The sequence below is a fragment of the Streptomyces sp. NPDC000134 genome, from assembly GCF_042899225.1.
Classification (GTDB): domain Bacteria; phylum Actinomycetota; class Actinomycetes; order Streptomycetales; family Streptomycetaceae; genus Streptomyces.
In genome coordinates, this window is record NZ_JBIAZN010000008.1 from 231872 (window position 1) to 258266 (window position 26395).

Consider the following 26395-nt stretch of genomic DNA (forward strand, 5'->3'; position numbering starts at 1 on the left):
CGGTACCGGACGTCCGCCGGTCAGCGCACCGGCGCGCTCTGCGCCGGCTGCGGCGCGATGCCCAGCGCCGTCGTGTACTTGGCCAGCGCCAGCTTGCCGATGGCCGGGTAGGGGCCGAGCGGCTCGGCGGTGGGGCAGTCGGCCTCCTTGGCCGCCTCCGCCAGCAGGCTCGCGTCGATCTCCGGGCCGATCAGGTACGGGGCGAGCGCCAGTTGCCGGGAGCCCGCCGCGCGGAGCTGCTCGGCCACGGACGCGATCGAACCCTCCTGGTCCAGGGCGGCCGCCATCACCGGCACCGCCAGCCGCGCGGCGAGCAGCATGCCGGTGATCCCGGCCGCCTGCACGGCCTCCTCGCCGCCCACGGTCGCCAGGACGATGCCGTCCGCGGCGGTCGTCACGGTGAACAGCCTGGCCCGGTCGGCGCGGGCCAGGCCGGCCTCGGAGAGCCGGACGTGCAGCGCCTCGGCCAGCAGCGGGTGCGGGCCCAGCACGTCGGTCAGCTCGGCCGCGACCCGGCTGTCCATCACGGCCTGGCGGACCTGGCGCAGCAGCGCGCTGTCCGGGCCGGCGAGCAGCGGCACGACCACCGCGACCGGGCCTTCGAACTCCCGGTCCCCGGAACCGGCGGCGACGGCCTGCTCGTGCCGGGCGCCGCGGTCCTCGGCGGCCTCCGCGAGCACGGACGGCAGCGACGGGAAGCCGGCGTCGTCCCCGTCCACGTACCCGATCCGGGCGTCCAGGCCGGGCAGCTCGGAGCGGGCGATGCTCACGACCTCCTCGGCCAGGGTCCGGGCGGCGTCACTGGGCGTCCCGGGCACGGCGAGGACGAGCGCGGGCGCGCCCTCGGGAGCCACCAGGGGTTCGGGGCGGCGGTGCCGTCCGGGCTGGCGGGGGCGCGGCATTCGTACTGGCAGGCCGGACGCGGGCCCAGTGGGGGAGCTCATGGCGCCGCATGTTACTAACTTCCTGGGCTCCTCTGTTCGGGGAGGGGGGAGCTGAGCGGTATCCGTCCGGTTTTGTCTGATGAGTGATGTACGGATCGGACGACATGGGCACGATTCGCCTCACCGGGGGACCGAAGTCAGCCACCCGCCAGGCTCGTCACCGACAGCATCCGCCCGTCCTCCGGAAGGGTGAGCGGTCCGGCCGCGAGCGAGGCCGCGATCCGTGCCGCCCCGTCCAGCGGATCGCCCAGCGCCGCCACCCGCCGCGCCTCCGGCAACCGCTCGGCCAGCTCCTCCTCCAGCGGTACGGCGAAGGCGTCGCCCAGTTTCAGCAGCCCCCCGGTGACGGAGACCGGGGCCCCGTCCGGGCGGACCGCGGCGGCCGCGTCGGCCACCTGCCGGGCGGCCTCGCGCAGGATGCCCGCGCTGACCGGGTCGCCGTCGGCGCAGGCGGCCACGTCGGGCGCGAACGAGGCGAGGACGGCGGCGCGGTCGGGCCGCGGATAGAGCGCGCCGGGCAGCCCGGCGACCGGCCCGAACCGCTCCTGGGCGCGGGCCAGCAGCTCCGCGGAGCCGCCCCGGCGGCCGTCGTACGCACGGAGCGCCGCCTCCAGACCGGCCCGCCCGATCCAGGCGCCGCCCCCGCAGTCGCCGAGGAGATGACCCCAGCCGTCCGCCCGGCGCCACCGGATCAGGTCGGTGCCGACCGCGATCAGTCCGGTGCCCGCGGCGACCACCGCGCCGGGCCGGACGCCGAGGGCGCCGACGTAGGCGGTGACGGCGTCGGCCGCCAGCGCGACCCGCCGCGCCCCCAGTTCCCGGGCCAGGGCGCCGGGGAGTTCGGCGCGCAGCGCGTCCCCGAGGGTGGCGAGCCCGGCCGCCCCGACGGCGACCGTCGTGAACCGGCCGATCCCCGTCTCCGCCGCCAGTTCCCTGGCCAGCGGCACCAGTTGGGCCATCAGATGTCCGGCGTCGATGCCCCGCTCGCCGGTCCGCACCGGCTCCCGGGTGACCCGCCGCCCCGTCGGGCCGCGTCCCCGCGCGCCCGCGACGACCCGCAGGCCCGAGCCCCCGGAGTCCACGGCGAGGAACCCGTCGGCCCCGGCGGGCGGGCACGGGTCGGACCGGCTCGGCGGACGGCTCACCGGACTCGTCCTCCCCTTCTCGTCCCGGACGGCCCGGCCAGGGTAGCGCCGCCGGTCACCGTCTCCGGCTCCGGTGCCCGGCGGCCGCGGTGCGCCAGTAGAGTGACCGGCTGTGGCACCACGACCCCTTCACGAACTCGTCGAACCCGGCTGGGCGAAGGCCCTGGAACCCGTGGCCGGGCGCGTCGCCGCCATGGGTGACTTCCTGCGCGCCGAACTCGCGGCGGGCCGCACCTATCTGCCGGCCGGGCCGAACGTCCTGCGCGCCTTCCAGCAGCCGTTCGACGACGTACGCGTCCTGATCGTCGGCCAGGACCCCTATCCCACGCCCGGGATGGCGATCGGCCTGAGCTTCGCCGTGGCCCCCGAAGTGCGCCGGCTGCCCGGCAGCCTGATCAACATCTTCCAGGAGCTGCGGAGCGACCTCGGTCTGCCGCAGCCCGCCAACGGTGACCTCACGCCCTGGACCCGGCAGGGCGTGCTGCTGCTCAACAGGGCGCTGACCACCAGGCCGAACAGCCCCGGCTCGCACCGGGACAAGGGCTGGGAGGAGGTCACCGAGCAGGCGATCCGCGCGCTCGCCGAGCGGGGCACGCCCCTGGTGTCCGTCCTCTGGGGCCGGGACGCCCGCAATCTCCGCCCGCACCTGGACCGCTACCCGGTGATCGAGTCCGCGCACCCCTCGCCGCGCTCCGCCGACCGGGGCTTCTTCGGCTCCCGCCCCTTCAGCCGCACCAACGACTTCCTCGTCCGCCAGGGCGCCGCACCGGTGGACTGGCGCCTGCCGTAAGGGAGTCGCGCGGCGCCGGTCCGCCGTCGGCAGCGACGGGCCGCCGGGCGCGCGGGACCCGGCCCGAGCGGCCCGCCGCCTCAGCCGACGACCGCGGCCCGCACGCACAGCACGTCCGGCAGGTGGGCGGCCAACTGCCGCCAACTGTCGCCGTCGTCCGCCGACGCGTACACCTCGCCGTTGCGATTGCCGAAGTACACGCCCGCGCGCTCCGCGTCGTCCGTGCACAGGGCGTCGCGGAGCACCGTGCCGTAGTGGTCCCCGCCGGGCAGGCCCGCCGTGAGCGGCTCCCAGCTCCGGCCCGCGTCGGCCGTCCGGAAGACCCGGCAGCGGCGGTCGGCCGGGACCCGGTCGGAGTCGGCGTTGATCGGGAAGACGTACGCGGTGTCCCCGCGGTGCGGGTGGGCGGCGACCGCGAAGCCGAACGTGGACGGCAGGCCCTCGCCGATGTCCGTCCAGTGCGCCCCCGCGTCGTCGCTGCGGTACACCCCCCAGTGGTTCTGCAGGTACAGCCTGTCCGGGGTCGCCGCGTCCTGCGCGACCTTGTGCACGCACTGGCCGAACTCCGGGTCCGGGTCGGGCAGGAAGACCGCGGAGACCCCGGAGTTGGACGGCGCCCAGCTCGCCCCGCCGTCGGTGGTGCGGAACACTCCGGCGGTGGACACGGCGACCGTCACCGCGTCGGGGTCCCGGGGGTCGGTGACGACGGTGTGCAGGCCCTCGCCCCCGCCGCCCGGCACCCACCGCGACCGGGTCGGATGCTCCCACAGCGGCCGGACCAGCTCGAAGCTCTCCCCGCGGTCCTCCGAGCGGTACAGCGCGGCCGGCTCCGTGCCCGCGTACACCACCCCCGGTTCGGCGGCGGCCGGGTGCAACTGCCAGACCCGCTCCAAGGAGGCGCCGGTGTCCTTGGGGAACCTCACCGCGGGCGCCTTCGGTTCGGTCCAGGTCCGGCCCAGGTCGTCGGAGTGGAAGACGGACGGTCCCCAGTGCGCGCTGTCGCCGCCGGCCAGCAGGCGCGGGGTGTCGCCGCGGGTGTCGACGGCGACCGAGTACACGGCCTGCGCGTTGAAACACGGGGACTCGTCGAACTCCCAGGAGCCGCCTCGTCGGCGCCCGATGAACAGGCCCTTTCGGGTGCCCACGGCGAGCAGTACCTCGGTCATGCCGATCACCTCCGCGGCGTCTTCGTCGACGCCTCAGTCCAGGACATCGGCCAGTCTGCACCCCACCACTGACAACCACCCCCGCGCCGGGCTCCGTCGCAGGTCACGGCCACCCGGACCGGTCAATGCGGCAGCGCCCGCGCCAGCACCGCGTCCAGCGCGGCGTCCTGCGGCAGGGTGCCGAAGGAGTGCCCCCAGTCACCGCCCAGCCGGGTGGCGCAGAAGGCGTCGGCGACCGCGGCCGGGGCGTGCCGGACCAGCAGGGACGCCTGGAGGGTGAGGGCCATCAGCTCCACCAGCCGCCGCGCCCCGGCCGGTCGGGCCCCGGCCAGCAGGTCCTTCAGCCGGGCCACGGCCGCGTCCAGGCGGGCGTCGGCGCCCCGGGCCAGGGCGAGTTCCCCGAACAGGGCGTCGGCCGTGTGCGGCTCCCGGCTCAGCGCCCGCAGCACGTCCAGCGCGTTGACGTTGCCCGAGCCCTCCCAGATCGACAGCAGGGGAGCCTCCCGGTAGTGCCGGGGCATGCCCGAGTCCTCGACGTAACCGTTGCCGCCCAGGCACTCCAGGGCCTCCGCGGTGAACGCCGGGCCCCGCTTGGTCACCCAGTACTTGCCGACGGCGGTGGCGATCCGCCGGAACGCCGCCTCCCCGGCGTCCCCGCGCACCGCCCGGTCCGCCGCCCCGGCCAGCCGCAGCGTCAGCGTCGTCGCCGCCTCCGACTCCAGCGCCAGATCGGCCAGCACGTTGCGCATCAGCGGCTGGTCCAGCAGACGGGCTCCGAAGGCGTGGCGGTACCGGGCGTGGTGACCGGCCTCCACCAGCGTCTTGCGCATCAGCGTCGCCGAGGACATCACGCAGTCCAGGCGGGTGCAGTTGACCATCTCGATGATCGTCTTGACGCCCTGCCCCTCCGGCCCGACCAGCCAGGCCACCGTCCCGTCGAACTCGGGTTCGGAGGAGGCGTTGGACCGGTTGCCCAGCTTGTCCTTCAGCCGCTGGATGCGGAAGGTGTTGCGGGTGCCGTCGGGCAGCACGCGCGGCACCAGGAAGCAGGACAGCCCGGCGGGGGCCTGCGCCAGCACCAGGAACACGTCGCACATCGGCGCCGAGGTGAACCACTTGTGACCGCGCAGCGTGAACACGCCCGGCTCGGCGGTCGGCGTGGCCGTGGTGCTGTTGGCGCGGACGTCGGAGCCGCCCTGCTTCTCGGTCATCCCCATCCCGGCCAGCAGGCCCCGCTTCTCGGCGGGAGCCCGCAGTTCCGGGTCGTACACGCGTCCGGTCAGCAGCGGCTCGTACACCTGGGCCAGGTGCGGCTCCCGGCGCAGCACCGGCACGGCCGCGTACGTCATCGAGACCGGACAGCCGTGCCCCGCCTCGGTGTGCCCCCAGACCAGCCCGCCCGCCGTCCGCGCCACATGGGCGCCGGGCCGGCCGTCCGCCCAGGGGGCGCCGGCCAGCCCCTCGCCGACGGCCACCCGCATCAGATGGTGCCAGCTCGGGTGGTACTCCACCTCGTCGATCCGGTTCCCGTACCGGTCGTGGGTGCGCAGCACCGGCTCGTGCCGGTTGGCCAGCTCGCCCCACTCCTGGGCCTCCGCGCTGCCCGCCCGCCGGCCCAGTCGCCGCAGCTCCGCCTCCGCCCACCCGGCGCCCTCCCGGCGCAGCCCCTCCAGGAGGGCGGTGTCCTCACCGGCGTCGTACGGGGCCAGGGGAGGGGGCTGGTTGGTGACGTCATGGGTGGCGTGCCCCGCCGGCCGGTCCTGTCCGGGCTCGTGCGCGAGTGTCGTCATACGACGAGTGTTGCACCGTGGCCGCGACCGCAGCAATACTGCAACACACCCGTCCCCGTACAGTACGGGTCCATGTCGATCAACGAGCCCGCGCCGGCCGGGCCGCGTCCGCTCTCCGCGCGGTCGGTCGTGCTCAGCCTGCTGCTGGGCAGCCATCCGCCCGAGCTGCCGGGGCGGGACCTGGTGCGGCTGGTCGCGGAGTTCGACGTCGGCGCCTCCACCGCGCGGGCGGCGCTCAGCCGGATGGCGGCCGCCGGCGACCTGCGGCGCACGGAGAGCGGCTACCGGCTCAGCGACCGGCTCCTGGAGCGCCAGCGCCGCCAGGACGAGGCGGTACGCCCGCACACGCGGGCGTGGGACGGCGACTGGGAGATGGTCGTGATCACCGCGACGGGACGCGGCCCCGCCGCCCGCGCCGACCTGCGGGCCCGGCTCACCGCCCTGCGCCTGGCCGAACTGCGCGAGGGCGTCTGGCTGCGCCCCGCCAACCTGCGCCGCCCGCTCCCCGGCGACCTGGGCCGGGTGGCCGAGTGCTGTACCGCGCGGCCCGGCCGCCCGGACGGGGAACTGGCCGCCGCCCTGTGGCCGCTGGACGCCTGGGCGGCCACCGCGCGGGGGCTGCTCGCCCAGGTCGCGCGGGCCCGGCGCCCGGCCGACCGCCTGGCCGCCCACGCCGCCGCCGTCCGCCACCTGCTCGCCGACCCCGTGCTGCCGGACGCGCTCCTGCCCGGCGGCTGGCCGGGCCCGGCCCTGCGGGACGCCTACCGGGACTACCAGCGCGAACAGGCGGGGCGGCTCGGGGTCCTGGGCACCCGGGACTGAACGCGCGGGCGGCCGCACGCGCACGCGTACGGCCGCCCGGGGCGCATCACTTGTAGGTGATGTCCGATGTCGAGTACTTGCAGTACGTGCCGTCCGGGCCGGAGCCGTTGCTGCTCGGCTCGTCGCCGTCGTCGTTGCCGATGTACTTCTGGCACGGGACGATCTTCTTGCTGGTGTCCCCGACGATCGTGATGTTCCGCAGGGTCGCGCTGTCGCCGTAGTTGGTGTTGATGCCGACGAGCCGGCTGCCCTTGTAGGTCGCCTCGATGGTGTTGAGGTTGACCGTCCGCTTGTACTGCGTGGAGCAGTTGCCGCAGGAGCGGACGAAGGTGCCGAAGTTCTTCACGGCGAAGTTGGACACGTTCAGCGTCCCGGCGCCGTTGAACTGGAACACCTTGTCGCTGGCCTCCTTCGCGCCGCCGCCGGAGACGGTGTAGACGTTCGACGAGGAGGAGCCGCGGAAGGTCGCCGCGTCCTCGCCGACGTCCTCCCACCACACGTTCTGCAGGGTGCAACTGCCCTGGCAGTGGACGCCGTCGGCGGCGGGGGCGCCGATGATGACGTTCTTCAGCACCGCGCCCGGGGCCAGCTCCAGGATAGGGCCCTGGTCCTCGTCCTGGCCGCCGGAGCCCAGATCGCCCGTGCCGTACAGGCGCTTCATCGCGTAGTCCTTGGTGCCGGACACCGAGATGGTGGAGGAGACGCCCTGGCTGCCGTTCGCGGTCGGCCAGGTGGCGGCGTGGGCCGAACCGGTCCCCGTTGCCATGACCATGCCAACCGAAAGGCCGAGCGTGGCCAGCGCGCCGCTCAGGGCGCGCCCGCGTGCGCGGGGTCGTGTCGCAGACGTCATGTGCTGCTTCCTTCGTGTCGGATGTGGGGGTGTCGCGTGAGCGTGTCCCGTCGCCGACCGCAATGGGTCATGTACGTGAATCGCGTACGCCATGTTGGCGAACGGGTCACACTGCTGAACGGAACGTAGGGTGCAAGCGCTTTCTAGTCAACGCTTCGCGCAGCACTTATTCAGCCACTCCGCTCCACCGCTCCAGCGCGCTGCCGCACCGCCGCGACGCCAGTACTACGACCCTTCTCGTACAATGAGGCCTCCCGGACCGACTGGAGCCGCCGTGACGCCCGCCACCATCGCCCCCAGCAGCCGAGCCCTGCCGCACCCGGCGCGCGAGGAGATCCGGCTGGAGAGCGTGCTGCACGCGCTCTCCGACCCCATGCGGCTGCGGATCGTGCGGGAGCTCGCCGGCGACGCCGACGAGCTGACCTGTTCGCAGTTCGACCTGCCGGTGACCAAGTCGACCACCACGCACCACTTCCGGGTGCTGCGGGAGAGCGGGGTGATCCGGCAGATCTACCGGGGCACCGCCAAGCTCAACGGGCTGCGCAGGGACGACCTAGACGACCTTTTCCCGGGGCTGCTGGACGCCCTCCTCGGCGCCGCCGCCCGCCAGTCCGCCCGGCTCGGCGGGAGCTGAGGCGGTCCGTCCCGGCAGGTGGTGGAAGAGCAGGTTCAGCGAGACCGCCGTCAGGCAGCCCGCGCTGATGCCGCTGTGCATCACCGTCTGGAACCAGTCCGGGAACCGGTCGTACACGGTCGGCACCCCGACCGGCAGCACGCCGACAGCCACCGACACGGCGACCACCGTCAGATTGTGGTTGTCCCGGAAGTCGACCTGGGCGAGGGTGCGCAGCCCGCTCGCGGCGACCGTCCCGAACATCACCAGGCCCGCCCCGCCCAGCACCGGCGCGGGCACCGCCGCCACCACCGCGCCCAGCTTGGGCAGCAGCCCGAGCAGCACCAGCAGACCGCCCGCCGCCGCGACCACCCAGCGGCTGCGTACCCGGCTCATCCCGACCAGCCCCACGTTCTGCGCGTACGCCGTGTACGGGAAGGTGTTGAAGACGCCCCCCAGGACGGTGGAGAGCCCGTCGGCGCGCAGCCCGTCCGCGAGGGCGCGCGGCCCCACCGGACGCTCGGTCAGCTCACCGACCGCGATGAAGTCACCGGTCGTCTCGGTCATGCAGACCAGCGCCACCACCAGCATCGACACGATCGCCGACGCCTCGAAGGCGGGCGCCCCGAAGTGGAACGGCGTGCTGATCCCGACCCAGTCGGCGTCCGCGACGCCGCCGAAGTCCGTGAAGCCCAGCGGCACCGCGACCGCCAGCCCCGCCACGATGCCGGTCAGCACCGCGATCCGGCCGAGGAACGGCGGCGCGAACCGCTGCACCCCGACCACGACCAGCAGCACGAACGCCGCCAGCCCCAGGTTCTCCGGCTCGCCGAAGTCGGCCGCGCCCGAGCCGCCCGCGGCCCAGTTGCCCGCCACCGGCAGCAGCGTCACGCCGATGATCAGGATCACCGTGCCGGTCACCAGCGGCGGGAAGAACCGCAGCAGCCTGCCGAAGACCGGCGCCAGCAGCATGATGGCCAGCCCGGCGACGATCACGGCCCCGTAGATCGCGGGCAGTCCGCCGCCGGTCGTGCCGATCATCACCATCGGCGACACGGCGGCGAAGGTACAGCCCTGCATGATCGGCAGCCGTACACCGAACCGCCACAGGCCCACGCACTGGATGAGGGTGGCGATGCCGCACACCAGCAGATCGGCGGTGATCAGATACGCCAGGTCGGCCGGCGGCAGCTTCATCGCCCCGCCGACGATCAGCGGGACGGCCACCGCGCCCGCGTACATGGCGAGCACGTGCTGGAGGCCGAAGGCCGCCAACTGCCGTACGGGCGGTACCTCGTCGACGGGATGCACGGGGGTCGTCGGTGCCATGGGCGCTCCTGGGCTGCGCGGAGGGGGACGGGGCCGGCGGCGGAACCACCGGACAGCCAGGACCGTAGGCGCCTTGAACAGTTTGTTGATTTCGGCCGTGTTGCCACCTCGTGTCGACCCCACCGGGCCGCCCGTCACCAACCTGCCGGCAACACACCTAGTCGGCCGCCGCGCGGGCGGCCGCCAGCAGGGACCGCCAGTCCGGGAGTTTCACCGCGTTCCGGCCGAGGGACGCGCCGAGGGCCGCCTCCGCCCGCTCGATGGCCCGCCAGCCCGGCCACTGGACCGGCTCGGCCCCCTCGGCGCGCAGCGCGGGCAGCGGATCGTCGGTCCCGCCGCCGTGCGCCGGCGCGTCGGCCAGCAGGGAGGCCACCGTCTCCTTCGCGCACGCCCGGTTGGTGCCGATGACGCCGGTCGGGCCGCGCTTGATCCAGCCGGCCACGTACACGCCCGGCACCACCACGCCCTCGCGCAGGACGCGCCCGGCCAGATGCGGCACCGTGCCGGTCGCCGCGTCGAACGGCAGCCCCTCCAGCGGCACCCCGCGGTAGCCCACCGACCGCAGCACCACCTGGGCCTCGATCTCCTCGAACACTCCGGTCCCGGTGACCCCGCCGTGCCCGTCCGGCGCCGTCCGCTCCAAGCGCACGGCGCCCACCCGCCCGTCCCGGGCGAGCAGTTCGACCGGACGCAGGAAGAACCGCAGCCGGATGCGGCGCGCGGCGCCCGAGGCCGGCGCCCCGGCCCAGTCGCGCACCACCGCCACGTTGCGCCGCTGGACGCCGGGCAGCGCGGCGGGGTCCCGGTACGCCGGGTCGAGCGCCGCCTCCGCCGGGTCCACCAGGACGTCCGTGTCCGGCAGCCCGCCCAGCTCGCGCAGCTCCTTGGTGGTGAAACGGGCCTGCGAGGGGCCGCGCCGGCCGACCATGTGGATGTCGGCGATCCGGCCCGAGGCCAGCGCGGTCAGCGCCGCCTGCGGCATGTCCGTGCCGGTCAGCTCCGCCCTGCCGCGCGCCAGCATCCGCGCCACGTCGACGGCGACGTTGCCCACGCCGATGACCACCGCCGAGCGCGCGTCGCGCACGTACCCGTCGTCCAGCGCGTCCGGATGGGCGCTGTACCAGGACACGAACGCGGTCGCCGACCAACTGCCCGGGAGGTCCTCGCCGGGGATGCCGAGCCGCCGGTCGGCGGCGGCGCCCACGCAGTACACCACCGCGTTGTACAGCTCCCGCAGCCTGGCGCAGGACACGCCGCCGGAGCCGACCGGGACGCCGCCGAGGAAGCGCACCCGCTCGTGCTCCAGGACCGTGCGCAAGGTGCCCTGGAGCGACTTGATCTTCTCGTGGTCCGGCGCCACCCCGTACCGCACCAGCCCGTACGGGCAGGGCAGCCGGTCCAGGACGTCGACGTACACCTGTGGGTCCTGCTGGACGAGGCTCTGCGCGGCGTAGCACCCGCTGGGCCCCGAGCCGACGACGGCGACACGCAGCACGGCGGACCTCCTTCGGCCTGCGACTTCCAGCATCGCACCGCGGGCGGTCCGCTGACAGGGTGCCGGAGCGGGTGCCCGGCGCGTGTCCGTTCGTATGGAATGTGATCATGAGGTTACGTTCCGTGGGTGCCCGAAGCCTCCGCTCCTCGTGCCCTCCGTCTGTCCGACCGCTGTCCCGAGGACGGTGAGACGTCGGTGCGGAACGTGTGGCACGTGCGGGAGGGCGGCGCCGTCGTCTCCTGGTACGAGGTCCGGCTGGTCTTCGCCGACGGTGCCCGGGTCGAGGCGCTCGCCGTGGTCACCGAGGCGTCCGTGCGCCTGGAGGACGTACGGGCCCGGCCGGCGCTCTGCCTCGACGACCTCACCGCGCTCGGCGACTGGCTGGAGGGCCCGCTCGCCGCGGTCTGCGGCGTCGGGGGCGCCGACCCGCCGGGCGCCCGGCGGCACGCCCGCCCGGACCGGCCGCGCGGCGAAGCGGAACCGCGACTGGCGGCGCACGCGTACCTCGCCGCCCGGGACCGCGGCGCCGACCCCGTCCTGGCGGTGATGGACGCGACCGGGCACGGCCGCCGGCAGGCCCTGCGGCTGATCGGCCGGGCCCGCGACGCGGGCCTGCTCAGCCCCCGCCGGGCCCGCCGCTGACCGGCCCGGCGGACGTCAGAGCATCCCGCGCATCCGTGCGATCTCGCTCGTCTGCTGGGCCACCACGTCGTCGGCCATCTCCTCGATCCGGACGTTGTTGCCCTGCCCCTTGACGTCCGCGGCCATGGTGATCGCGCCCTGGTGATGGGTGATCATCAGCGTCAGGAAGAGCTGGTCGAACGCCTTCCCGCGGGCCGCCCGCAACTTCTCCAACTGCGCCTCGGTCGCCATCCCGGGCATCGCGGCGTGGTCGTGCCCCTTCTCCCGGCCCGGCTCCGTCTCCTTCTCGCCGTACTCCGTCAGCCAGCCCCGCATCGCGGTGATCTCGGGTCCCTGCGCGGCGGCGATCCGCCGCGCGAGCCGCTTGAGACTGCCCGACTCGGCGCGGTCCGGCACCAGTTCGGTCATCCTCAGTGCCTGCGCGTGGTGCCGGATCATCATCCGCGCGTAGTCCACGTCGGCCGAGTTGGGGGTGTCGTCGTCGGCCCGCTGCTCGTCGGCGTCCTGGGCGGACAGGGTGCGGTTGGCCTCGCCCGGCCTGCCCGGCGCGATCACCGAAGGGCCCGTGGACCGGGCCGGGCCGGCCTCTTCGCCGGAGTCGCAGCCGCTCAGCCCGCACACGGCCAGGGCGGTCAGCGAGGCCGCGAGGAGCGACGCGCGGGACGCGGGGCGGAAGGGCACGACGACCTCCTGTGGAAGGGCAACGGACGACACCTCGTGAGTGTCATGACCGTCCTAGCACGCTTCCGCACGCCGCTGATCATAAAACTTGATTACGAGACCGTTGCCCCCCTGTTGGTATGAGCATGGCGAAGACGATACTGCGAGGGTCCGTGCACCGTTCCCCCGGGAACGGGAACCAGGGAGGAAACAGTGATCCTGTTGAACGACCCGAGAACGCGGCGCAGACGCCTGGGAGTCGCGGCGGCCGCCGCCGGCCTCCTGTCCGCGCTGCTCACCGCCGGACCGGCGGTCGCGACCCCCGACCCGGGGGACGGACCGGCAGCCTCCGAGAAGGTCTCCGGGAGCGTGCGGGCCGAAGTGCGCGACGCGATCGCGGACGGTGACATACCCGGCCAGGACGAGATCGTCCACTCCGCCAACATCGAGCACCTCGCCAACATCCCCAAGGACGTGCTGCCGGGCACCAACTCGGACCTGGCCTTCCAGGGCAAGTACGCCTTCGCCGGCAACTACGACGGCTTCCGCGTCTTCGACATCAGCAACCCGAAGAAGCCCAGGACCGTCGCCCAGGTGCTCTGCCCCGGATCGCAGAACGACATCTCCGTCTCCGGCGACCTGCTGTTCCTGTCGACCGACTCCTCGCGCAGCGACGACAGTTGCAACAGCACCAGCCAGCCCGCGACCGAGAAGTCCTCCTGGGAGGGCATGAAGGTCTTCGACATCAGCGACAAGCGGAACCCGAAGTACGTCGCCGCCGTCGAGACCGCCTGCGGCTCGCACACCCACACGCTGGTCCCCGAGCGCCGCAACGTCTACGTCTACGTCTCCTCGTACGCGCCGAACGCCGCCTACCCCGACTGCCAGCCGCCGCACGACGGCATCTCGATCATCAAGGTGCCGCGCAACGCCCCCGAGAAGGCGGCGGTCGTGAGCTTCCCGGTGCTGTTCCCCGGTGAGGGCCCGGACGGCGGCGGCAACCCCGGCGCGCCCGCCAACCCGGGCGTCACCAAGACCACCGGCTGCCACGACATCACGGTGCTGCCCTCCGAGGACCTCGCCGCGGGCGCCTGCATGGGCGACGGCATCCTGTTCTCCATCAAGGACCCCGAGCACCCGAAGGTCGTCGACCGGGTCCAGGACAACGTCAACTTCTCGTTCTGGCACTCCGCCACCTTCAACCAGAAGGCGAACAAGGTCGTCTTCACCGACGAACTGGGCGGCGGCGTCGCGGCCACCTGCAACGCGCAGACCGGACAGAACCGCGGAGCCGACGGCATCTACGACATCGTCGGCCGGGGCGAGAAGAGCAAGCTCGTCTTCCGCAACTACTTCAAGATCCCGCGCCACCAGGCCGACACCGAGAACTGCGTCGCCCACAACGGCTCGCTGATCCCGGTCAAGGGCAAGGACCTCATGGTCCAGGCCTGGTACCAGGGCGGCATCTCCGTCTGGGACTTCACCGACTCCGACCGCCCGAAGGAGATCGCCTACTTCGAGCGCGGCCCGCTGAGCACCGCCTCGCTCGTCACCGGCGGCTCCTGGTCGGCGTACTACTACAACGGCTACATCTACTCCAACGACATCGCCAAGGGCTTCGACGTCCTGAAGCTCTCCGACCGGCGCACGGACCCGGCCAAGCGTGTCCGCGTGGGCGAGCTGAACGTCCAGACCCAGCCGGACTACTTCGGCTGATCCCCGGGCCCGGACCCGAAGAACCGCGACAGATCCGTGTCGCCCGTCCCGCCGGACGCCCGCTCGTCCGGCGGGACGCCCTGTTCCCACTCCAGTCGGTAGCGCTTGAAGAGTTCGGCGCGCAGCACCGGCACCGGCATCGGCGCGCCCGGCATCAGCGCGGCGTAGACGGCGCCCATCAGCAGGGCCCGCAGCATCGGGTAGTCGCCGTCGACGTCCCGGGAGCCGTGCCGGGCGACGGTGTCCCGCAGCAGCTCGGCCAGGCGCCGCTGCTCGGGGCAGGGCAGGAACCCCTCGGCCTGGAGCAGGCCCGCCATGTGCTGGCGCATCAGCACCGGCCGGTCCCGGGCCAGTCCCAGGATCGCGTCGATGGCCCGCGCCATCCGCTCCGCGCCGTCGCCGGTGCGCGGCTCGCGCTCCAGCGCCTCCTCCAGCGTGCGGTGCATCAGCCGGTGCACGGCGGACTGCACGAGCTGCCGCTTGCCGGGGAAGTAGTACGACACCAGTCCCCGCGCCGACCCCGCCCGGTCGGCGATGTCCCCGAGGGTGGTCGCGTCGTAGCCGCGCTCGCCGACCAGCTCCACGGCGGCCTGCAGCAGCCGCTCCTTCGAACGCCTGCGCAGCTCTTCGTTGACCGAGGCGCTGCGCGGGGACATGCGGAAAACTCCTGTGTTGACTGGCTGCCAGCCAACTATACTCGGCAGCGGACCGGGCCCGCCGTCCCGCGGCGTCCCCGGCGGCCGGCCGTCCCGGGCGAAACGGGGGATCGCCCGGGACGGCCGGGACCAGCGGCAGTTGGCGGCAGGGCGGTCCGTGCGCGGGTCAGGACGCCGCCGCGCCGCCCGGCCCGGACCGCTCCGGGGCCCACCGCCCATGAGCCAGCACCGCCAGCGTCACCACCAGCGCGCCGAGCAGCCAGCCGCCGAGCACGTCCGTCGGCCAGTGCACGCCCAGCCAGATCCGGGTCAGGCCGACCCCGGCCACGGAGACGACGGCCACCGCCAGCGCCGCGCGCCGCAGGGCGCGGGGGGCGCCGTACCGGCGCAGCAGCCACACCAGCAGGCCGCACACCACCGTCGCCGTCATGGCGTGCCCGGAGGGGAAGGCCGCGTAGTGGGCGCTGTCCACCGGGTCGGGCCAGACCGGACGCCGCCGGTCCACCGCCGCCTTCAGCCCCTGCTGCACCAGCGTGCCCAGCGCCACCGCGAGCCCCAGCCACACCGCCGTCCACCAGGCACCGTCCCGCAGTCCCAGCCACAGCACCACCGCCGCGCACAGCAGCCGCATCGTCAACGGGTCCCAGACCCAGTCGGTCAGGACGCGGAACGTCTGGGTCAGGCCCCGCTCCTCCACCGCCCAGCGGTGCGTGGTGCGCGAGATGTCGCCGTCCACGGCGAGCAGCGGGTCCCACTCGGCGGCCACCAGCACCAGCAGCAGCGCCGAGCACAGGGCCAGGAGCCAGGCGGTGCCGAGCACGGCACGGAACCGCGGCGGACGGGGCGGGGAGTCGACGGACGAGGTCTCCATCCCGTGATACTCGCCGACCGGGCCACCCGGAGGCCAATCCCGGTGCCTCACAAGGTCAGCAGCATGGCCAGCATCGCGATGCCCATCGACAGTCGGCAGGCCCGCGCCAGCTCCGGCCGGTCCCCCCAGCCCCGTACCGTGCCGCCGCCGTCGGCCACCGCGGCGACCGGCACCAGGCGCACCCCGGTCAGCAGCACGTACCCGGTGAAGTAGAGCAGCAGGGCGCCGGTGAGCGGGGGGCTGCCCGAGCCGCCGTGGACATGGCCGGGGGAGCCCGCCATCACGAGCGACATGTAGACCATCGCCCCGGCGCCGACCAGGTGGTGCAGATGGTGGCGGCTGTCGCGGGCCGCCCACAGGGCGCGCAGTCCCGCCGCGGCGAACACCGCCGCGTACCCGGGCCAGGCCCAGGCCGGCGGGGTGAACACCGCGGCCGGCACGGCCATGGCGGCCATCGCGAACCCCATGAGGGCCTCACCGCCCGCCGCGCGGCGCTGCTGCTCGACCCCACTGCGCATCCGCAGCAGGCAGTAGGCGCCGGTGGCGGCGCAGAGCGCGACCAGCAGCCAACTGGACGAGGCCGGTGCGTGCACGGGCGCCTCCCGTCGGACGGGGTCCGGCCCGGAGCCGGACGGGTCGGTCAGGGGATGCCCGGACCACGCGGCGCGCATACGAGCGCAAGGGTGCACCTCGGGGAGCATGCGCCGGAGCACGCGGCCGGACCGGTCGGCACTTCCCTGGTATTTCACTAGTAAATTACCTGCTAAAGTATGTGGATGAGCAGTGCGACCCCCACCCTCCGCCGCCGGCTTTCCCTGGCCGGCGCGCTGCGCCCCCGCCGCCCCTCCGACATCTGGTTCAAGCCGGCGCTCAGCGTCGTCGCCTCGCTCGCCCCGCCCAACCTCACCCTGCTCGCGCTCGGCCGGCTCGACCTCGCGATGTACACCATGGCCGGCTCCATGTGCGCCCTGTACGCCCACAACCGCCCCTACGCCGCGCGGGCCCGCGCCCTGGCGTGGGTGGTCCTCGGGATGGTCGGCGGCCTCGCCGTCGCCCTGGCCGCCGCCTCCCTCACCGGCAGCGCCGTCGTCCTGGTGACCGTCGGCGCGCTGCTGGCCGCCGCGCAGAAGGTGCTCACCGACGCCACCCGCGTCGGCCCCCCGGGCAACGTCGTCCTCACCTTCATCACCTCCGCCGCCCTCTTCGTGCCGCAGAGCCCCGGGCAGGTCCCCGGCCATGTCGCGCTGGCCCTCGCCGCCGGCGCCTGGGCCTGGATCGTCGGCATGGCACCCGGCCTGGTCCGCCCGCACGGCCCCGAGCGCCGCGCCACCGCCGCCGCCCTGGACGCCGCCGCCGGGTACGCCGGCACCGACCCGGCCGACGACGGCCGCCCCGCCGGGTACGCCGCCGTCCAGGCCGCCTGGCAGGCACTGTTCGCGCTGCCCGCGACCGGCCCCCGCGCCACCACCCGGCACGCCCTGGAACGCCTCCTCGTCCGCGCCGAGGTCGCCCTCGCCGCCCCCGCCGACACCGCCCCGGACCGCCTGCGCGCCTGGGCCCGCGAGCTGCGCGGCACCGGCCGCGTCCCGCGCGTGGCGGACACCCGCGCCGGCGCCGACGAACTCCTCGGCGTCCGGGCCGGGTCGCGCGTCCGCCCCGAGCCGCTGTGGCACCGGCTCGCCCCGCTCGCCCCCATCGGCGTGCGCACCGCCCTCGGCTGCGCCCTCGCCGGATACGCCTCCCTCGCCCTGGGCGTCGGCCGCCCCTACTGGGCACTGGTCACCGCCGCCTCCCTCTACCAGGCCAACCTGACCCTCACCTGGAGCCGCGCCGTCCAGCGCGTCGTCGGCAACGTCGCCGGGGTGCTGGTCTTCGCCGCCCTCGCCCCGCTCGCCCACCTCCACCAGGCGTACCTCGTCCTGATCTGCCTCGCCTGCGCCTTCGGCGCCGAGGCACTGATCACCCGCAACTACTGGCTCGGCAGCCTCTGCGTGACCCCGATGGCGCTGCTCATCAGCGAGTTCGCCCGCTACCAGGACCCCGGTGCGCTGATGACCGAGCGGGTGGCCGACACCCTCGTCGGCGCCCTGGTCGGCTTCCTGGCCGCGGTCGCCGTCACCGACCGCCGTGCCGGCTCCCGCGTCGAGCGGGCCGTCACCGCCGTCGACCGGGCCCGCGAGCACGCCGCCCGCCTGCTGGCCGAGCCCGAGCCCGACCCCGCCGCCCTGGCCGCCGCCCGGCGCGCGCTGACCACCGCCCTGGTCGACCTGCGCGCCACCGCCGACGCCGCGGCCGGCGAGTGGTGGCAGCGCTCCCTGCCCCAGGAGAGGGTCGTGCTCGCCGAGCGGAACGGACACCGTACGCTCGCCGCTACGGTGCGCGGTCGCACGGCCCGCGCCCACCAGGACACGGGCTCGACAGCGGAGGACGTACGGCCATGACGGCAACCGACCGGCGCGCGGTACCCGGGAAAGACCCCGCGGGCGCGGCCAAGAACGACACCGTCGCCGGGGTGGTCCGGCAGTGGCGGGCCGTCCACCCCGGCCTGGACACCGGCCCCATGGAGATCATCGGCCGCATCAACCGCTGTGCCGCCCTCCTCCAGCAGGCCGAGGACGCGCCGCTGCGCCGGGCGGGCCTGAGCCGGGCCGAGTTCGACCTGCTCGGCGCGCTGCGCCGCACCGGACACGAGCTGACCCCCGGCGAACTGGCCCGGGAGACCTTCTCCTCCGGCGCCGCCGTCACCAAACGCCTCAAGCAGCTCACCGAACGCGGCCTGGTCGAGCGCCGCGGCGACACCCGCGACCGCCGCGTCGCCCACGTCCGCCTCACCGACGCCGGACGCGACCTGGTCGACGGCATCCTCCCCGAGCAGCTCGCCTACGAGACCGCCGCCCTCTCCGGCCTGGACACCCCCGACCGGGGACACCTGGCCGCGCTGCTCGGCGACCTCCTCGTCCAGTTGGAGGGCCGCCTCGTCGCGCCGCGCGGCTGACGGCGCGGGACCGGTGGTGCCGGGCGGCCGGGCCGACGTGCCCTCGGCCCCGTACCGCACCGCGTGGCGGCCTCCCGAACCGCCCGAGCCGGCGTCGGCCCGCACCACCGGGACGCCGGTGCGATCGACCGGTCCGTGTGCCGTCCGCCGTCCTCCTTCCCGGCCGACGCCGAGGCGGCCGCCGAGATGCTGACGCACGCCTGCCCGGCCGAGCCGGCCCGCCGGGACGTCCGCGTGCGGTACGCCGACGGCGCCCGGCCCGCCCCGGTCGCGCACGGCCTGGCGCGCAACCGGCCGCAGGCGCGCGCCGCCCCGGAGCGCGCCGGGTTCCGGCACGTCGGAGACGACCAGGTGATCCTGCCGGCCCGGGTGAGCGACTGCCCGCCGCCCCGCGCGTGCCACGGCCCTCGCCGACATCGGCAACCCGCGCATCGAGCCCGGGGAGTGCGGCACCGGCCTGGAGCGGCGACTGGCGGCCCCGCCGCCGAGTGGCCGCGGCTGCGCGGCGTGGACCGGCCGGCCGCCCGCGAGACGGCGACCGGCCGGGCGGCGATCGCGGACCTGACCGGTGCCGGTTCCGCGGAGCGGGCCCGCACCGACCGGGGCCGGGAGCACCGCCCGGGTCTGAGGTCAGATGCCGGGCCGGTAGCGCAGCGGATGGTCCGCCGGGATCTCCACCAGGACGATCGGCGTGCCGTCGGGGTCCTCGATCCACATCTCCACCAGCCCCCACGGCTCCCGCACCGGCGGCCGGACGATCTCCACGCCCCGGCCGCGCAGCTCGGCCTCGGCCGCCGCCGCGTCCTCGACCTGCAACCAGAGCCTCGGGCCCGCGGCCGGCGGGGTCTCGGCCCGGCCGGCCACCTCCAGGAAGCCGCCGCCGAGGAAGTAGACGGTGCCGCGCTCCGGTCCGGTGCCGAACTCGCGGTGGACGGCGAGGCCGAGCTGCTCGCCGTAGAAGGCGCGGGAGCGGTCGGGGTCGGTGGGGCGGATCAGGACGCGGCTGCTGAGTACGTGAACCATGCGCTCGGAGCCTAACGGCAGCGCTACTCTCGACGGTGCCCGTGCCGCGCCGCACAGACCGGAGACGCCGTCCCATGAACACCGCCCTGACCGAGCCGACCTTCCGTGCCGCCACCGACGCGGACGTCGACGCGCTCGTCGCGCTGATCGAGTCGGCGTACCGGGGCGAGGCCAGCCGGGCCGGGTGGACCACCGAGGCGGACATCCTGGAGGGGCAGCGCACCGACCCCGAGGGCGTGCGGGAGGTCGTCGGGTCACCGGACAGCACGCTGCTCACCGTGGAGCGGGACGGCCGGATCATCGCCTGCTGCCAGTTGGAACACCGGGGCGACCACGCCTACTTCGGGATGTTCGCGGTCAGCCCGGCCCTCCAGGGCGCCGGACTCGGCAAGCTGATCATCGCGGAGGCGGAGCGGCGGGCCCGCGCCGAGTGGGGCGTCGACGAGATGCGCATGACCGTGATCTCCGCGCGTGAGGACCTCATCGCCTGGTACGAGCGCCGCGGTTACCGCCGTACCGGCCGGACGGCCCCCTTCCCGTACGGCGACGAGCGGTTCGGCATCCCGCTCCGCGACGACCTGCGGTTCGAGCTGCTGGTCAAGCCGCTCGGCTGACCCTCACGCGGTGAAGCGGCCGGTCCGCTTGATCTCCGGGTAGTCGGTGGTCGCCCCGTCCAGGCCCAGGGCCCGCACCAGCCGCAGATGATCCTGGGTGTTGACCACCCAGCCGATGATCCGCAGGTCGGCCTTGCGGGCCTGCTCGACGATCTCCAGGGTGAGCCGGCGGATGTTCAGGCAGAGCGTCGCGGCACCGACGGCGACGGCCCGGTCCACCACGTCGGTTCCGACGGGGGTGCCCTCGCGCGAGTCCGTTCGACAGTGGTGGAGGCTGGAGATCAGGGCGGTCCGCACCCCCGGCACCAGCCGGGCGATCTCGGCGACCGCCTCGTCGTGGAACGAGGAGACCTCCACCCGTCCGGCCAGCTCCCGCGCGTTCATCACCTCGGCCAGCGCCCGTGCCGCCGCCACGTCCTTGATCTCCGCCTGCAACGGCAGCGACACGGCGTCGAGCACCTCCTCGAACACCGGGACGCGCTCCTCGCGCCCGGCGTCCAGCGCCCGGAGTTCGGCGAGGGTCCGCTCGGCGACCGGACCCGTGCCGTCGGTCGTGCGGTCCACGTCCGCGTCGTGCATGACGACGAGGGCGCCGTCCCGGCTCAGATGCAGATCGAGTTCGATCATGTCGAGCCCGGCCCGCTCGGCGGCGGTGAAGGAACGCAGGGTGTTCTCCGGCTCGACACCCATGACGCCCCGGTGTCCGATGGTGAGGAAGTTCACGACGCGACTCGCTTCCGTGGACGGCGGCGGTGGCAGGGCCGCAGCCTAACCGTCCGCCGACAAGACGTACCCTCCCCGCCGGGCCCACGGGAAAAAATGCGGCGAAGCGGGGGGTGGGGCAGGATAATTTCCCGAATCTCCCCTTGCTGGGGGAAAGCCTGTACCCATACGGTGTCCTTACGCGAGGTTCTCCCGTGGAGGATGGAACATGACGGAAATTCTTGTGCAGGTGGGTCCGGAGGGACGGGTTCCTCCGGTGAGCAGGGTGGTGGAGCACCCGGCGTGGCCCGTGCTCAAGGATGCCGTGGAGCGCATCCGGCCCTGGCAGTCCAAGGACGGCTCGATCGACTTCGGGGCCGAGGGCGCTCCGGACCGTGCCACCGCCGAGGACGCCGTCCGCCGGGTCGTGGGCGCCGTACGCGAGCTGTCGCCGCTGCTGCCGCACGACCGGGCCTACCACGAGGCGCTGGCGGGGGACCTCGCCCGCTGGGCCGAGGGCGGCTTCCAGGTGCCCGACTTCCTCGACTCGCTGCTCGCCTTCCAGCCGGCCGCGGACCGCCGCGACGGCCTCCAGCACCTGGTCGTCTTCCCGATGTACACCCAGAACGGCAACCCGGACCGCAACCTGGAGGCGGTCGTGCTGCGCATGGTCTGGCCGGACTGGCTGGCCGAACTGGAGCGCACCCGCTACGACAACCCGCTGTTCTGCGGCATCACCTTCGAGGACTTCACCTCCGGGTACGACACCAACTCCGCGGTCCTCTTCCCGGAGACCATCGCCGTGCGCGAGGCCCCCGAGCGGTTCTCCTGGGGCGGCATCTTCTGCGACCGCGAGGCCGCCCGCTTCCGCCGCGTCAGCGCCGCCGCCGTCGGCCTCCTCGGCCTGGAACTGCCCGCGGACGTCGCCGCGCTGGTGCACGACCAGAAGCGCTGCGAAGAGGCGTTCGTCCTGTGGGACATGATCCACGACCGCACCCACAGCCACGGCGACCTGCCCTTCGACCCCTTCATGATCAAGCAGCGCCAGCCGTTCTGGATGTACGGCCTGGAGGAGCTGCGCTGCGACCTCACCGCCTTCAAGGAGGCCGTGAAGCTCGCCGGCGAGGGCGTCCCGCAGGCCCGGGACGTACAGGTCGCGGTCCTCTTCGACCGCATGTTCCGCTTCCCCGTCACCGGCGAACGCGTGCGCAACTACGACGGGCTCGGCGGCCAGCTCCTCTTCGCCTACCTGCACAAGCACGACGTCGTCCGCTGGACCGACAACAGGCTCTCGATCGACTGGGAGCGCGCCCCCGAGGTCACCAACCGCCTGTGCGCCGAGATAGAGACCCTCTACCGCGACGGCATCGACCGCCCCAAGCTGGTCCACTGGTTCGCCGGGTACGAGCTGGTCGCCGCCTACCTCGCCCCGCACCCGGGCTCCCGGTGGGCCAAGGGCCCCGACGCCCTGGATCTGAGCCGGCCGCCGCGCAAGCTCGTCGACGACGTGCTTCCGGACGAGTTTCCGCTGAGCATGTTCTACGAAGCGCTGTCCAAGAAGCTCAAGAACGTCATCGCCTCGACCCGGGGCATCACGGCGGACGGCGCCCGGCGGGCCGCCGCGTGAGCGACGGCACCGCAGTGAGGGACGCGGACGAGGCTCTGGAGGCGAGGACCATGGGGTCCATGGGAAACGGCACGCTCGACGGCGCGGTGGTCGCGGTGGCCGGGGCGGGCGGTCCCGCGGGGCGCGCCGCGCTGCTGCGACTGGCCGAGGCGGGAGCGACGGTCGTCGGCGCGGACAACGACCCGCAGAAGCTGGCGGAGGCCGTCGACGCGGCCCGCTACGCGCACGGCGGCGCCACCGTCACCGGGGAGACGGTCGACCTGCTCGACCTGGCCTGCGCCAAGGACTGGGCCGCCCGCATCGAGAAGGACCACGGCCGTGTCGACGGCCTGGTCCACCTCGTCGGCGGCTGGCGCGGCAGCCGGAGCTTCACCGCGACCGACCTCGCCGACTGGGACCTGCTGGAGAAGCTGCTGGTCCGCACCGTCCAGCACACCTCCCTCGCCTTCCACGAGGCCCTCCAGCGCAGCGACCGCGGCCGCTACGTCCTGATCAGCGCAGCCGGCGCGACCAGGCCGACCGCGGGCAACGCCGCCTACTCCGCCGCCAAGGCCGCCGCCGAGGCGTGGACGCTCGCGCTGGCGGACCACTTCCGCAAGGCGGAGGGCGAGCAGGGGCCGGCCTCGGCGGCTGCGATCCTGGTGGTCAAGGCGTTGGTGCACGACGCGATGCGCGCCGAGCGTCCCGACGCGAAGTTCGCGGGCTTCACGGACGTGCGTGACCTCGCCGAGGCGGTCGCCGGAGTCTGGGACAAGCCCGCCGCGGAAGTGAACGGAAACCGTCTGTGGCTGACCGAGAAGCCGTGAACCCCCCGAAGACCGACGCGCGTCGCCACCACGACCCCCAGGTCCGCGGTTTCGCCAGTGACAACTACGCCGGGGCCCACCCGGAGGTGCTCGCCGCCCTGGCCCTGGCCAACGGCGGGCACCAGGTCGCGTACGGCGAGGACGACTACACCGCCAACCTCCAGCGGGTGATCCGCGGCCACTTCGGCCCCACCGCCGAGGCGTTCCCGGTCTTCAACGGCACCGGCGCCAACGTCGTCGCGCTCCAGGCGGTCACCGACCGCTGGGGCGCGGTGATCTGCGCCGAGAGCGCCCACATCAACGTGGACGAGGGCGGCGCCCCCGAGCGCATGGGCGGTCTGAAGCTCCTCACCGTCCCCACCCCCGACGGCAAGCTCACCCCCGAGCTGATCGACCGGCAGGCGTACGGCTGGGAGGACGAGCACCGCGCGATGCCGCAGGTCGTCTCGGTCACCCAGTCCACCGAGCTGGGCACCCTCTACACGCCCGACGAGATCCGGGCGATCTGCGACCACGCCCACGCCCGCGGCATGCGGGTGCATCTCGACGGCTCCCGGATAGCCAACGCCGCCGCCTCGCTGGACGTGCCCATGCGGACGTTCACCAACGCGGCCGGCGTGGACATCCTCTCCCTGGGCGGCACCAAGAACGGCGCCCTGTTCGGCGAGGCGGTCGTGGTGATCGAGCAGGACGCCGTGCGGCACATGAAGCACCTGCGCAAGCTGTCCATGCAGCTCGCCTCCAAGATGCGGTTCGTCTCCGTGCAGTTGGAGGCGCTGCTCGCCAAGGACCTGTGGCTGCGCAACGCCCGGCACTCCAACGAGATGGCCCAGCGCCTGGCCGAGGGCGTACGCGCCGTGCACGGCGTGGAGATCCTCCACCCCGTGCAGGCCAACGCGGTCTTCGCCAGGCTGCCGCACGAGGTGAGTGAGCGTCTGCAGAAGCGGTTCCGGTTCTACTTCTGGGACGAGAGCGCCGGCGACGTGCGCTGGATGTGCGCCTTCGACACCACCGAGGACGACGTGGACGCGTTCGTGGCCGCCCTCAAGGAGGAGATGGCGCACTGAGCCATCCTGCATAAGTATGCGGTCACCCGAAAAGTCATTGACCTCCGGGTGATCGCTTTCCTATGCTCTGCGGGCATGGAGCTGATCCAGGAAACCCCCGACCTGTCCGCCTATCTGGCCGCGGACGAGGTCATCGACCACCATCACCCCCGGGTCCGGGAGACGGCCGCGCGCCTCGCCAGGGACGCGGAGGACTCGTATGCCTATGCGCAGCTTGCCTACGAGTTCGTCCGCGACACCGTGCCGCACTCGCACGACTCCGGCGACCTCCGCGTCACCTGGCGGGCCTCCGACGTCCTGGAGCAGCGCACCGGCATCTGCCACGCCAAGGCGCACGCGCTCGCCGCGCTGCTGCGCGCCGAGGACATCCCGACCGCGCTCTGCTACCAGCGACTGCTGCACGACGGCGGCGGCGGACACGTCGTGCACGGCCTGGTCGCCGTCCGCTTCCGCGGGGCCTGGCACCGGCAGGACCCGCGCGGCAACAAACCGGGCGTCGACGCGCGGTTCTCCCTGGACGGCGAGCGCCTGGCCTTCACCCCGGACCCGGAGGCCGGGGAACTGGACCACCCGGTGCTGTACGCCGCACCGCACCCGGCGGTGCTGGACGCCCTGCGGGCCGCCACCGACCGGCCGCACCTGTGGCGGACCCTGCCGACCGCGCTCCCGGGCGGCCGGTGAGGGGCTGTCAGTGCGCCTCGGCCGCGCGGACCTGCTCGGGGGTCGGGGCCGTGCCGCCCAGGTGGGCCGGCATCCACCAGGTGTCCTCCGGGTCCTTGGGCCGCACCGGGTAGGCGCGCTGCGCGGCCTCCAGCAGCTCCTGCACCCGCTCGCGCAGCTTGCGCGTGATCGCCCCCGCGTACTGGTCGCGGCCGGCCTCCATCGGCTCGCCGACCCGGATGGTGATCGGGATGTGGTGGCGCTTGAAGTTGCGCGGGTGGCCCTTGGTCCACAGCCGCTGGGTGCCCCACACCGCCATCGGGATCAGCGGTACGCCCGCCTCCTGCGCCAGGCGGGCGGCGCCCGACTTGAAGCTCTTCAGTGTGAACGACTCCGAGATCGTCGCCTCCGGGAAGACCCCGATGATCTCGCCCGATCTCAGCGAGTCCAGGGCGTGCGCGTAGGCCGCCTCGCCCTGCTTGCGGTCCACCGGGATGTGCTTCATGCCGCGCATCAGGGGACCGGAGATCCGGTGCCGGAACACGGACTCCTTCGCCATGAACCGCACGAGCCGCTTCTGCGGCAGCGCCGCCAGGCCGTTGAAGACGAAGTCCAGGTAGCTGATGTGGTTGCTCACCAGCACGGCGCCGCCCGAGCGCGGGATGTTCTCCGATCCGCGGCAATCGATCTTCAGGTCCCACGCCTTGAACAGCGTGCGGGCCACACCGATGACCGGACGGTAGACGAGTTCTGCCATGGGCCGGACGGACCCTTCCTTCTCTGCCTGGGAAGGGGACTCCCAGTCGAAAGTTACGCAGCCGTAGGTTTACGGCTTGTCGCAGATCGTGCCCGAAGAACGGGCGGGGAACCAGCCCTGGTGCCCGGCCGCGGCGAGATTCTCGTCACGTCTTCCCAGTACACCGCGGCGGACGGGAATCTCCGCGCCCCCCGGAGCGCTCTCGTGAGGTGGACCGGCGGGACGGAAGGGGAGACGTGGGCGACGAGGATAGGCGGCTCGATCCGGTGGAACTGGGCGCGGAACTGGGCGAGAGGGCCACCCTCGTCCAGTTCTCCAGCGCTTTCTGCGCCCCCTGCCGGGCCACCCGGCGGGTGCTCGGCGAGGTCGCCGCGCTGGTGCCGGGCGTGGCCCACATCGAGATCGACGCCGAGGCCCGGCTCGACCTGGTCCGCGCGCTGGATGTGGCGAAGACCCCCACCGTGCTCGTCCTGGACGCCGGCGGCCGGGTGGTCCGGCGCGCCGCCGGACAGCCCCGCAAGGCGGACGTGATCGCCGCTCTCGGGGAGGCCGTGTGACCTCCGCGGCGCCGCACGCGGGCAGGCTCGCGCGGACCGGGTACGCGCTCGGCCCGGACCCCGTCCCCCGTCACTTCGACCGCATGCCTTCCGGCCCC

General features: G+C 73.9%; 27 protein-coding genes. 13 read left to right on the top strand and 14 right to left on the bottom strand.

The window, feature by feature from the left end; all coding sequences use genetic code 11:
* Nucleotides 1–20: 20 nt before the first annotated feature.
* Together ACFY32_RS14540 and ACFY32_RS14545 are read right to left on the bottom strand one after the other, a co-directional pair.
* Nucleotides 21–944, bottom strand: a complete 924-nt coding sequence (locus tag ACFY32_RS14540) for a hypothetical protein (RefSeq protein WP_359201346.1) — start codon at nt 942–944, stop codon at nt 21–23.
* 137 nt (nt 945–1081) lie between these two features.
* Nucleotides 1082–2089: a BadF/BadG/BcrA/BcrD ATPase family protein gene (locus ACFY32_RS14545; RefSeq protein ID WP_359201344.1), complete on the bottom strand. Its 1008-nt coding sequence runs from the start codon at nt 2087–2089 to the stop codon at nt 1082–1084.
* 112 nt (nt 2090–2201) lie between these two features.
* Here ACFY32_RS14545 and ACFY32_RS14550 point away from each other — a divergent pair, with 112 nt between their 5' ends.
* A complete protein-coding gene (locus tag ACFY32_RS14550; RefSeq protein ID WP_359201342.1) occupies nt 2202–2879 on the top strand; it encodes a uracil-DNA glycosylase in 678 nt (225 codons plus the stop codon).
* An 80-nt stretch (nt 2880–2959) separates the two neighbouring features.
* On the opposite strand, the gene ACFY32_RS14555 is transcribed toward ACFY32_RS14550, so the two are convergent.
* The gene (locus ACFY32_RS14555; protein WP_390674348.1) at nt 2960–4045 is read right to left on the bottom strand and encodes a WD40/YVTN/BNR-like repeat-containing protein; all 1086 of its coding nucleotides are present in this window, start codon (nt 4043–4045) and stop codon (nt 2960–2962) included.
* A gap of 122 nt (nt 4046–4167) precedes the next feature.
* Complete coding sequence (locus ACFY32_RS14560) at nt 4168–5835, bottom strand: DNA alkylation response protein (RefSeq protein WP_390674349.1); 1668 nt, start codon at nt 5833–5835, stop codon at nt 4168–4170.
* A gap of 72 nt (nt 5836–5907) precedes the next feature.
* On the opposite strand from ACFY32_RS14560, the gene ACFY32_RS14565 reads away from it, so the two are divergent.
* Complete coding sequence (locus ACFY32_RS14565) at nt 5908–6657, top strand: PaaX family transcriptional regulator C-terminal domain-containing protein (protein ID WP_390674350.1); 750 nt, start codon at nt 5908–5910, stop codon at nt 6655–6657.
* A gap of 46 nt (nt 6658–6703) precedes the next feature.
* Here ACFY32_RS14565 and ACFY32_RS14570 read toward each other — a convergent pair whose 3' ends face one another.
* Nucleotides 6704–7507, bottom strand: a complete 804-nt coding sequence (locus tag ACFY32_RS14570; protein ID WP_359201334.1) for a pectate lyase — start codon at nt 7505–7507, stop codon at nt 6704–6706.
* A 274-nt stretch (nt 7508–7781) separates the two neighbouring features.
* Between ACFY32_RS14570 and ACFY32_RS14575 the strand changes: the two genes are divergently transcribed.
* Entirely contained in the window at nt 7782–8141 is a 360-nt protein-coding gene (locus tag ACFY32_RS14575; RefSeq protein ID WP_390674351.1) for an ArsR/SmtB family transcription factor, read from the top strand.
* On the opposite strand, the gene ACFY32_RS14580 is transcribed toward ACFY32_RS14575, so the two are convergent.
* Together ACFY32_RS14580 and ACFY32_RS14585 are read right to left on the bottom strand one after the other, a co-directional pair.
* A complete protein-coding gene (locus ACFY32_RS14580; RefSeq protein ID WP_390674352.1) occupies nt 8061–9449 on the bottom strand; it encodes a nucleobase:cation symporter-2 family protein in 1389 nt (462 codons plus the stop codon). The genes ACFY32_RS14575 and ACFY32_RS14580 overlap by 81 nt on opposite strands.
* A gap of 157 nt (nt 9450–9606) precedes the next feature.
* A complete protein-coding gene (locus ACFY32_RS14585) occupies nt 9607–10944 on the bottom strand; it encodes an FAD-dependent oxidoreductase (RefSeq protein ID WP_390674353.1) in 1338 nt (445 codons plus the stop codon).
* 195 nt (nt 10945–11139) lie between these two features.
* On the opposite strand from ACFY32_RS14585, the gene ACFY32_RS14590 reads away from it, so the two are divergent.
* A complete protein-coding gene (locus ACFY32_RS14590; RefSeq protein WP_359201439.1) occupies nt 11140–11586 on the top strand; it encodes a DUF6214 family protein in 447 nt (148 codons plus the stop codon).
* 15 nt (nt 11587–11601) lie between these two features.
* Here the strand turns inward: ACFY32_RS14590 and ACFY32_RS14595 are convergent, their stop codons facing one another.
* A complete protein-coding gene (locus tag ACFY32_RS14595; protein WP_359201326.1) occupies nt 11602–12267 on the bottom strand; it encodes a DUF305 domain-containing protein in 666 nt (221 codons plus the stop codon).
* Nucleotides 12268–12459: 192 nt separating this feature from the next.
* Between ACFY32_RS14595 and ACFY32_RS14600 the strand changes: the two genes are divergently transcribed.
* Nucleotides 12460–13962, top strand: coding sequence for an LVIVD repeat-containing protein (locus tag ACFY32_RS14600; protein WP_390674354.1), 1503 nt, complete (start codon nt 12460–12462; stop codon nt 13960–13962).
* On the opposite strand, the gene ACFY32_RS14605 is transcribed toward ACFY32_RS14600, so the two are convergent.
* The 3 genes from ACFY32_RS14605 to ACFY32_RS14615 all read right to left on the bottom strand — a co-directional run bounded on the left by ACFY32_RS14605 (nt 13950) and on the right by ACFY32_RS14615 (nt 16082).
* Nucleotides 13950–14618: a TetR/AcrR family transcriptional regulator gene (locus ACFY32_RS14605; RefSeq protein ID WP_390674355.1), complete on the bottom strand. Its 669-nt coding sequence runs from the start codon at nt 14616–14618 to the stop codon at nt 13950–13952. The two genes, ACFY32_RS14600 and ACFY32_RS14605, sit on opposite strands and share 13 nt — an antisense overlap.
* 166 nt (nt 14619–14784) lie before the next feature.
* The gene (locus ACFY32_RS14610) at nt 14785–15489 is read right to left on the bottom strand and encodes a phosphatase PAP2 family protein (protein WP_390674356.1); all 705 of its coding nucleotides are present in this window, start codon (nt 15487–15489) and stop codon (nt 14785–14787) included.
* A 47-nt stretch (nt 15490–15536) separates the two neighbouring features.
* On the bottom strand, nt 15537–16082 hold the full coding sequence (locus tag ACFY32_RS14615; protein WP_359201318.1) for a DUF5134 domain-containing protein: 546 nt from the start codon (nt 16080–16082) through the stop codon (nt 15537–15539).
* Between the two features lie 183 nt (nt 16083–16265).
* Here ACFY32_RS14615 and ACFY32_RS14620 point away from each other — a divergent pair, with 183 nt between their 5' ends.
* Entirely contained in the window at nt 16266–17930 is a 1665-nt protein-coding gene (locus ACFY32_RS14620) for an FUSC family protein (RefSeq protein WP_390674357.1), read from the top strand.
* Nucleotides 17927–18484, top strand: coding sequence for a MarR family transcriptional regulator (locus ACFY32_RS14625; RefSeq protein WP_359201314.1), 558 nt, complete (start codon nt 17927–17929; stop codon nt 18482–18484). The genes ACFY32_RS14620 and ACFY32_RS14625 overlap by 4 nt, the downstream gene beginning before the upstream one ends.
* A 630-nt stretch (nt 18485–19114) precedes the next feature.
* On the opposite strand, the gene ACFY32_RS14630 is transcribed toward ACFY32_RS14625, so the two are convergent.
* Entirely contained in the window at nt 19115–19507 is a 393-nt protein-coding gene (locus ACFY32_RS14630; RefSeq protein ID WP_359201312.1) for a VOC family protein, read from the bottom strand.
* Nucleotides 19508–19581: 74 nt separating this feature from the next.
* On the opposite strand from ACFY32_RS14630, the gene ACFY32_RS14635 reads away from it, so the two are divergent.
* A complete protein-coding gene (locus ACFY32_RS14635; RefSeq protein WP_359201311.1) occupies nt 19582–20121 on the top strand; it encodes a GNAT family N-acetyltransferase in 540 nt (179 codons plus the stop codon).
* Between the two features lie 3 nt (nt 20122–20124).
* On the opposite strand, the gene ACFY32_RS14640 is transcribed toward ACFY32_RS14635, so the two are convergent.
* Nucleotides 20125–20844 carry a glycerophosphodiester phosphodiesterase family protein gene (locus ACFY32_RS14640; RefSeq protein WP_359201309.1) on the bottom strand — a complete coding sequence of 240 codons (720 nt, stop codon included), beginning with the start codon at nt 20842–20844 and terminating at the stop codon, nt 20125–20127.
* A 208-nt stretch (nt 20845–21052) separates the two neighbouring features.
* Between ACFY32_RS14640 and ACFY32_RS14645 the strand changes: the two genes are divergently transcribed.
* The 4 genes from ACFY32_RS14645 to ACFY32_RS14660 all read left to right on the top strand — a co-directional run bounded on the left by ACFY32_RS14645 (nt 21053) and on the right by ACFY32_RS14660 (nt 25004).
* Nucleotides 21053–22450: a DUF6421 family protein gene (locus ACFY32_RS14645; protein WP_359201307.1), complete on the top strand. Its 1398-nt coding sequence runs from the start codon at nt 21053–21055 to the stop codon at nt 22448–22450.
* A gap of 59 nt (nt 22451–22509) precedes the next feature.
* Complete coding sequence (locus ACFY32_RS14650) at nt 22510–23256, top strand: SDR family NAD(P)-dependent oxidoreductase (protein WP_390674358.1); 747 nt, start codon at nt 22510–22512, stop codon at nt 23254–23256.
* Entirely contained in the window at nt 23253–24323 is a 1071-nt protein-coding gene (locus ACFY32_RS14655) for a low specificity L-threonine aldolase (protein WP_359201303.1), read from the top strand. Before ACFY32_RS14650 ends, ACFY32_RS14655 begins: the two co-directional genes overlap by 4 nt.
* Before the next feature lie 75 nt (nt 24324–24398).
* Nucleotides 24399–25004 (top strand): transglutaminase domain-containing protein, encoded by a 606-nt coding sequence (locus ACFY32_RS14660; protein WP_359201301.1) that lies wholly within the window; start codon nt 24399–24401, stop codon nt 25002–25004.
* 7 nt (nt 25005–25011) lie between these two features.
* Here the strand turns inward: ACFY32_RS14660 and ACFY32_RS14665 are convergent, their stop codons facing one another.
* Entirely contained in the window at nt 25012–25740 is a 729-nt protein-coding gene (locus tag ACFY32_RS14665; protein ID WP_359201299.1) for a lysophospholipid acyltransferase family protein, read from the bottom strand.
* Nucleotides 25741–25949: 209 nt separating this feature from the next.
* On the opposite strand from ACFY32_RS14665, the gene ACFY32_RS14670 reads away from it, so the two are divergent.
* Nucleotides 25950–26297, top strand: a complete 348-nt coding sequence (locus tag ACFY32_RS14670; protein ID WP_390674359.1) for a TlpA family protein disulfide reductase — start codon at nt 25950–25952, stop codon at nt 26295–26297.
* The last annotated feature ends 98 nt before the right edge of the window (nt 26298–26395 follow it).

Excerpts from the sequence above, each read along its gene's own strand:
- ACFY32_RS14540 (WP_359201346.1), bottom strand. The coding sequence starts at position 944 with ATGAGCTCCCCCACTGGGCCCGCGTCCGGCCTGCCAGTACGAATGCCG.
- ACFY32_RS14555 (WP_390674348.1), bottom strand. The coding sequence starts at position 4,045 with ATGACCGAGGTACTGCTCGCCGTGGGCACCCGAAAGGGCCTGTTCATC.
- ACFY32_RS14560 (WP_390674349.1), bottom strand. The coding sequence starts at position 5,835 with ATGACGACACTCGCGCACGAGCCCGGACAGGACCGGCCGGCGGGGCAC.
- ACFY32_RS14565 (WP_390674350.1), top strand. The coding sequence starts at position 5,908 with ATGTCGATCAACGAGCCCGCGCCGGCCGGGCCGCGTCCGCTCTCCGCG.
- ACFY32_RS14570 (WP_359201334.1), bottom strand. The coding sequence starts at position 7,507 with ATGACGTCTGCGACACGACCCCGCGCACGCGGGCGCGCCCTGAGCGGC.
- ACFY32_RS14580 (WP_390674352.1), bottom strand. The coding sequence starts at position 9,449 with ATGGCACCGACGACCCCCGTGCATCCCGTCGACGAGGTACCGCCCGTA.
- ACFY32_RS14605 (WP_390674355.1), bottom strand. The coding sequence starts at position 14,618 with ATGTCCCCGCGCAGCGCCTCGGTCAACGAAGAGCTGCGCAGGCGTTCG.
- ACFY32_RS14610 (WP_390674356.1), bottom strand. The coding sequence starts at position 15,489 with ATGGAGACCTCGTCCGTCGACTCCCCGCCCCGTCCGCCGCGGTTCCGT.
- ACFY32_RS14620 (WP_390674357.1), top strand. The coding sequence starts at position 16,266 with ATGAGCAGTGCGACCCCCACCCTCCGCCGCCGGCTTTCCCTGGCCGGC.
- ACFY32_RS14625 (WP_359201314.1), top strand. The coding sequence starts at position 17,927 with ATGACGGCAACCGACCGGCGCGCGGTACCCGGGAAAGACCCCGCGGGC.
- ACFY32_RS14630 (WP_359201312.1), bottom strand. The coding sequence starts at position 19,507 with ATGGTTCACGTACTCAGCAGCCGCGTCCTGATCCGCCCCACCGACCCC.
- ACFY32_RS14635 (WP_359201311.1), top strand. The coding sequence starts at position 19,582 with ATGAACACCGCCCTGACCGAGCCGACCTTCCGTGCCGCCACCGACGCG.
- ACFY32_RS14645 (WP_359201307.1), top strand. The coding sequence starts at position 21,053 with ATGACGGAAATTCTTGTGCAGGTGGGTCCGGAGGGACGGGTTCCTCCG.
- ACFY32_RS14650 (WP_390674358.1), top strand. The coding sequence starts at position 22,510 with ATGGGAAACGGCACGCTCGACGGCGCGGTGGTCGCGGTGGCCGGGGCG.
- ACFY32_RS14660 (WP_359201301.1), top strand. The coding sequence starts at position 24,399 with ATGGAGCTGATCCAGGAAACCCCCGACCTGTCCGCCTATCTGGCCGCG.
- ACFY32_RS14665 (WP_359201299.1), bottom strand. The coding sequence starts at position 25,740 with ATGGCAGAACTCGTCTACCGTCCGGTCATCGGTGTGGCCCGCACGCTG.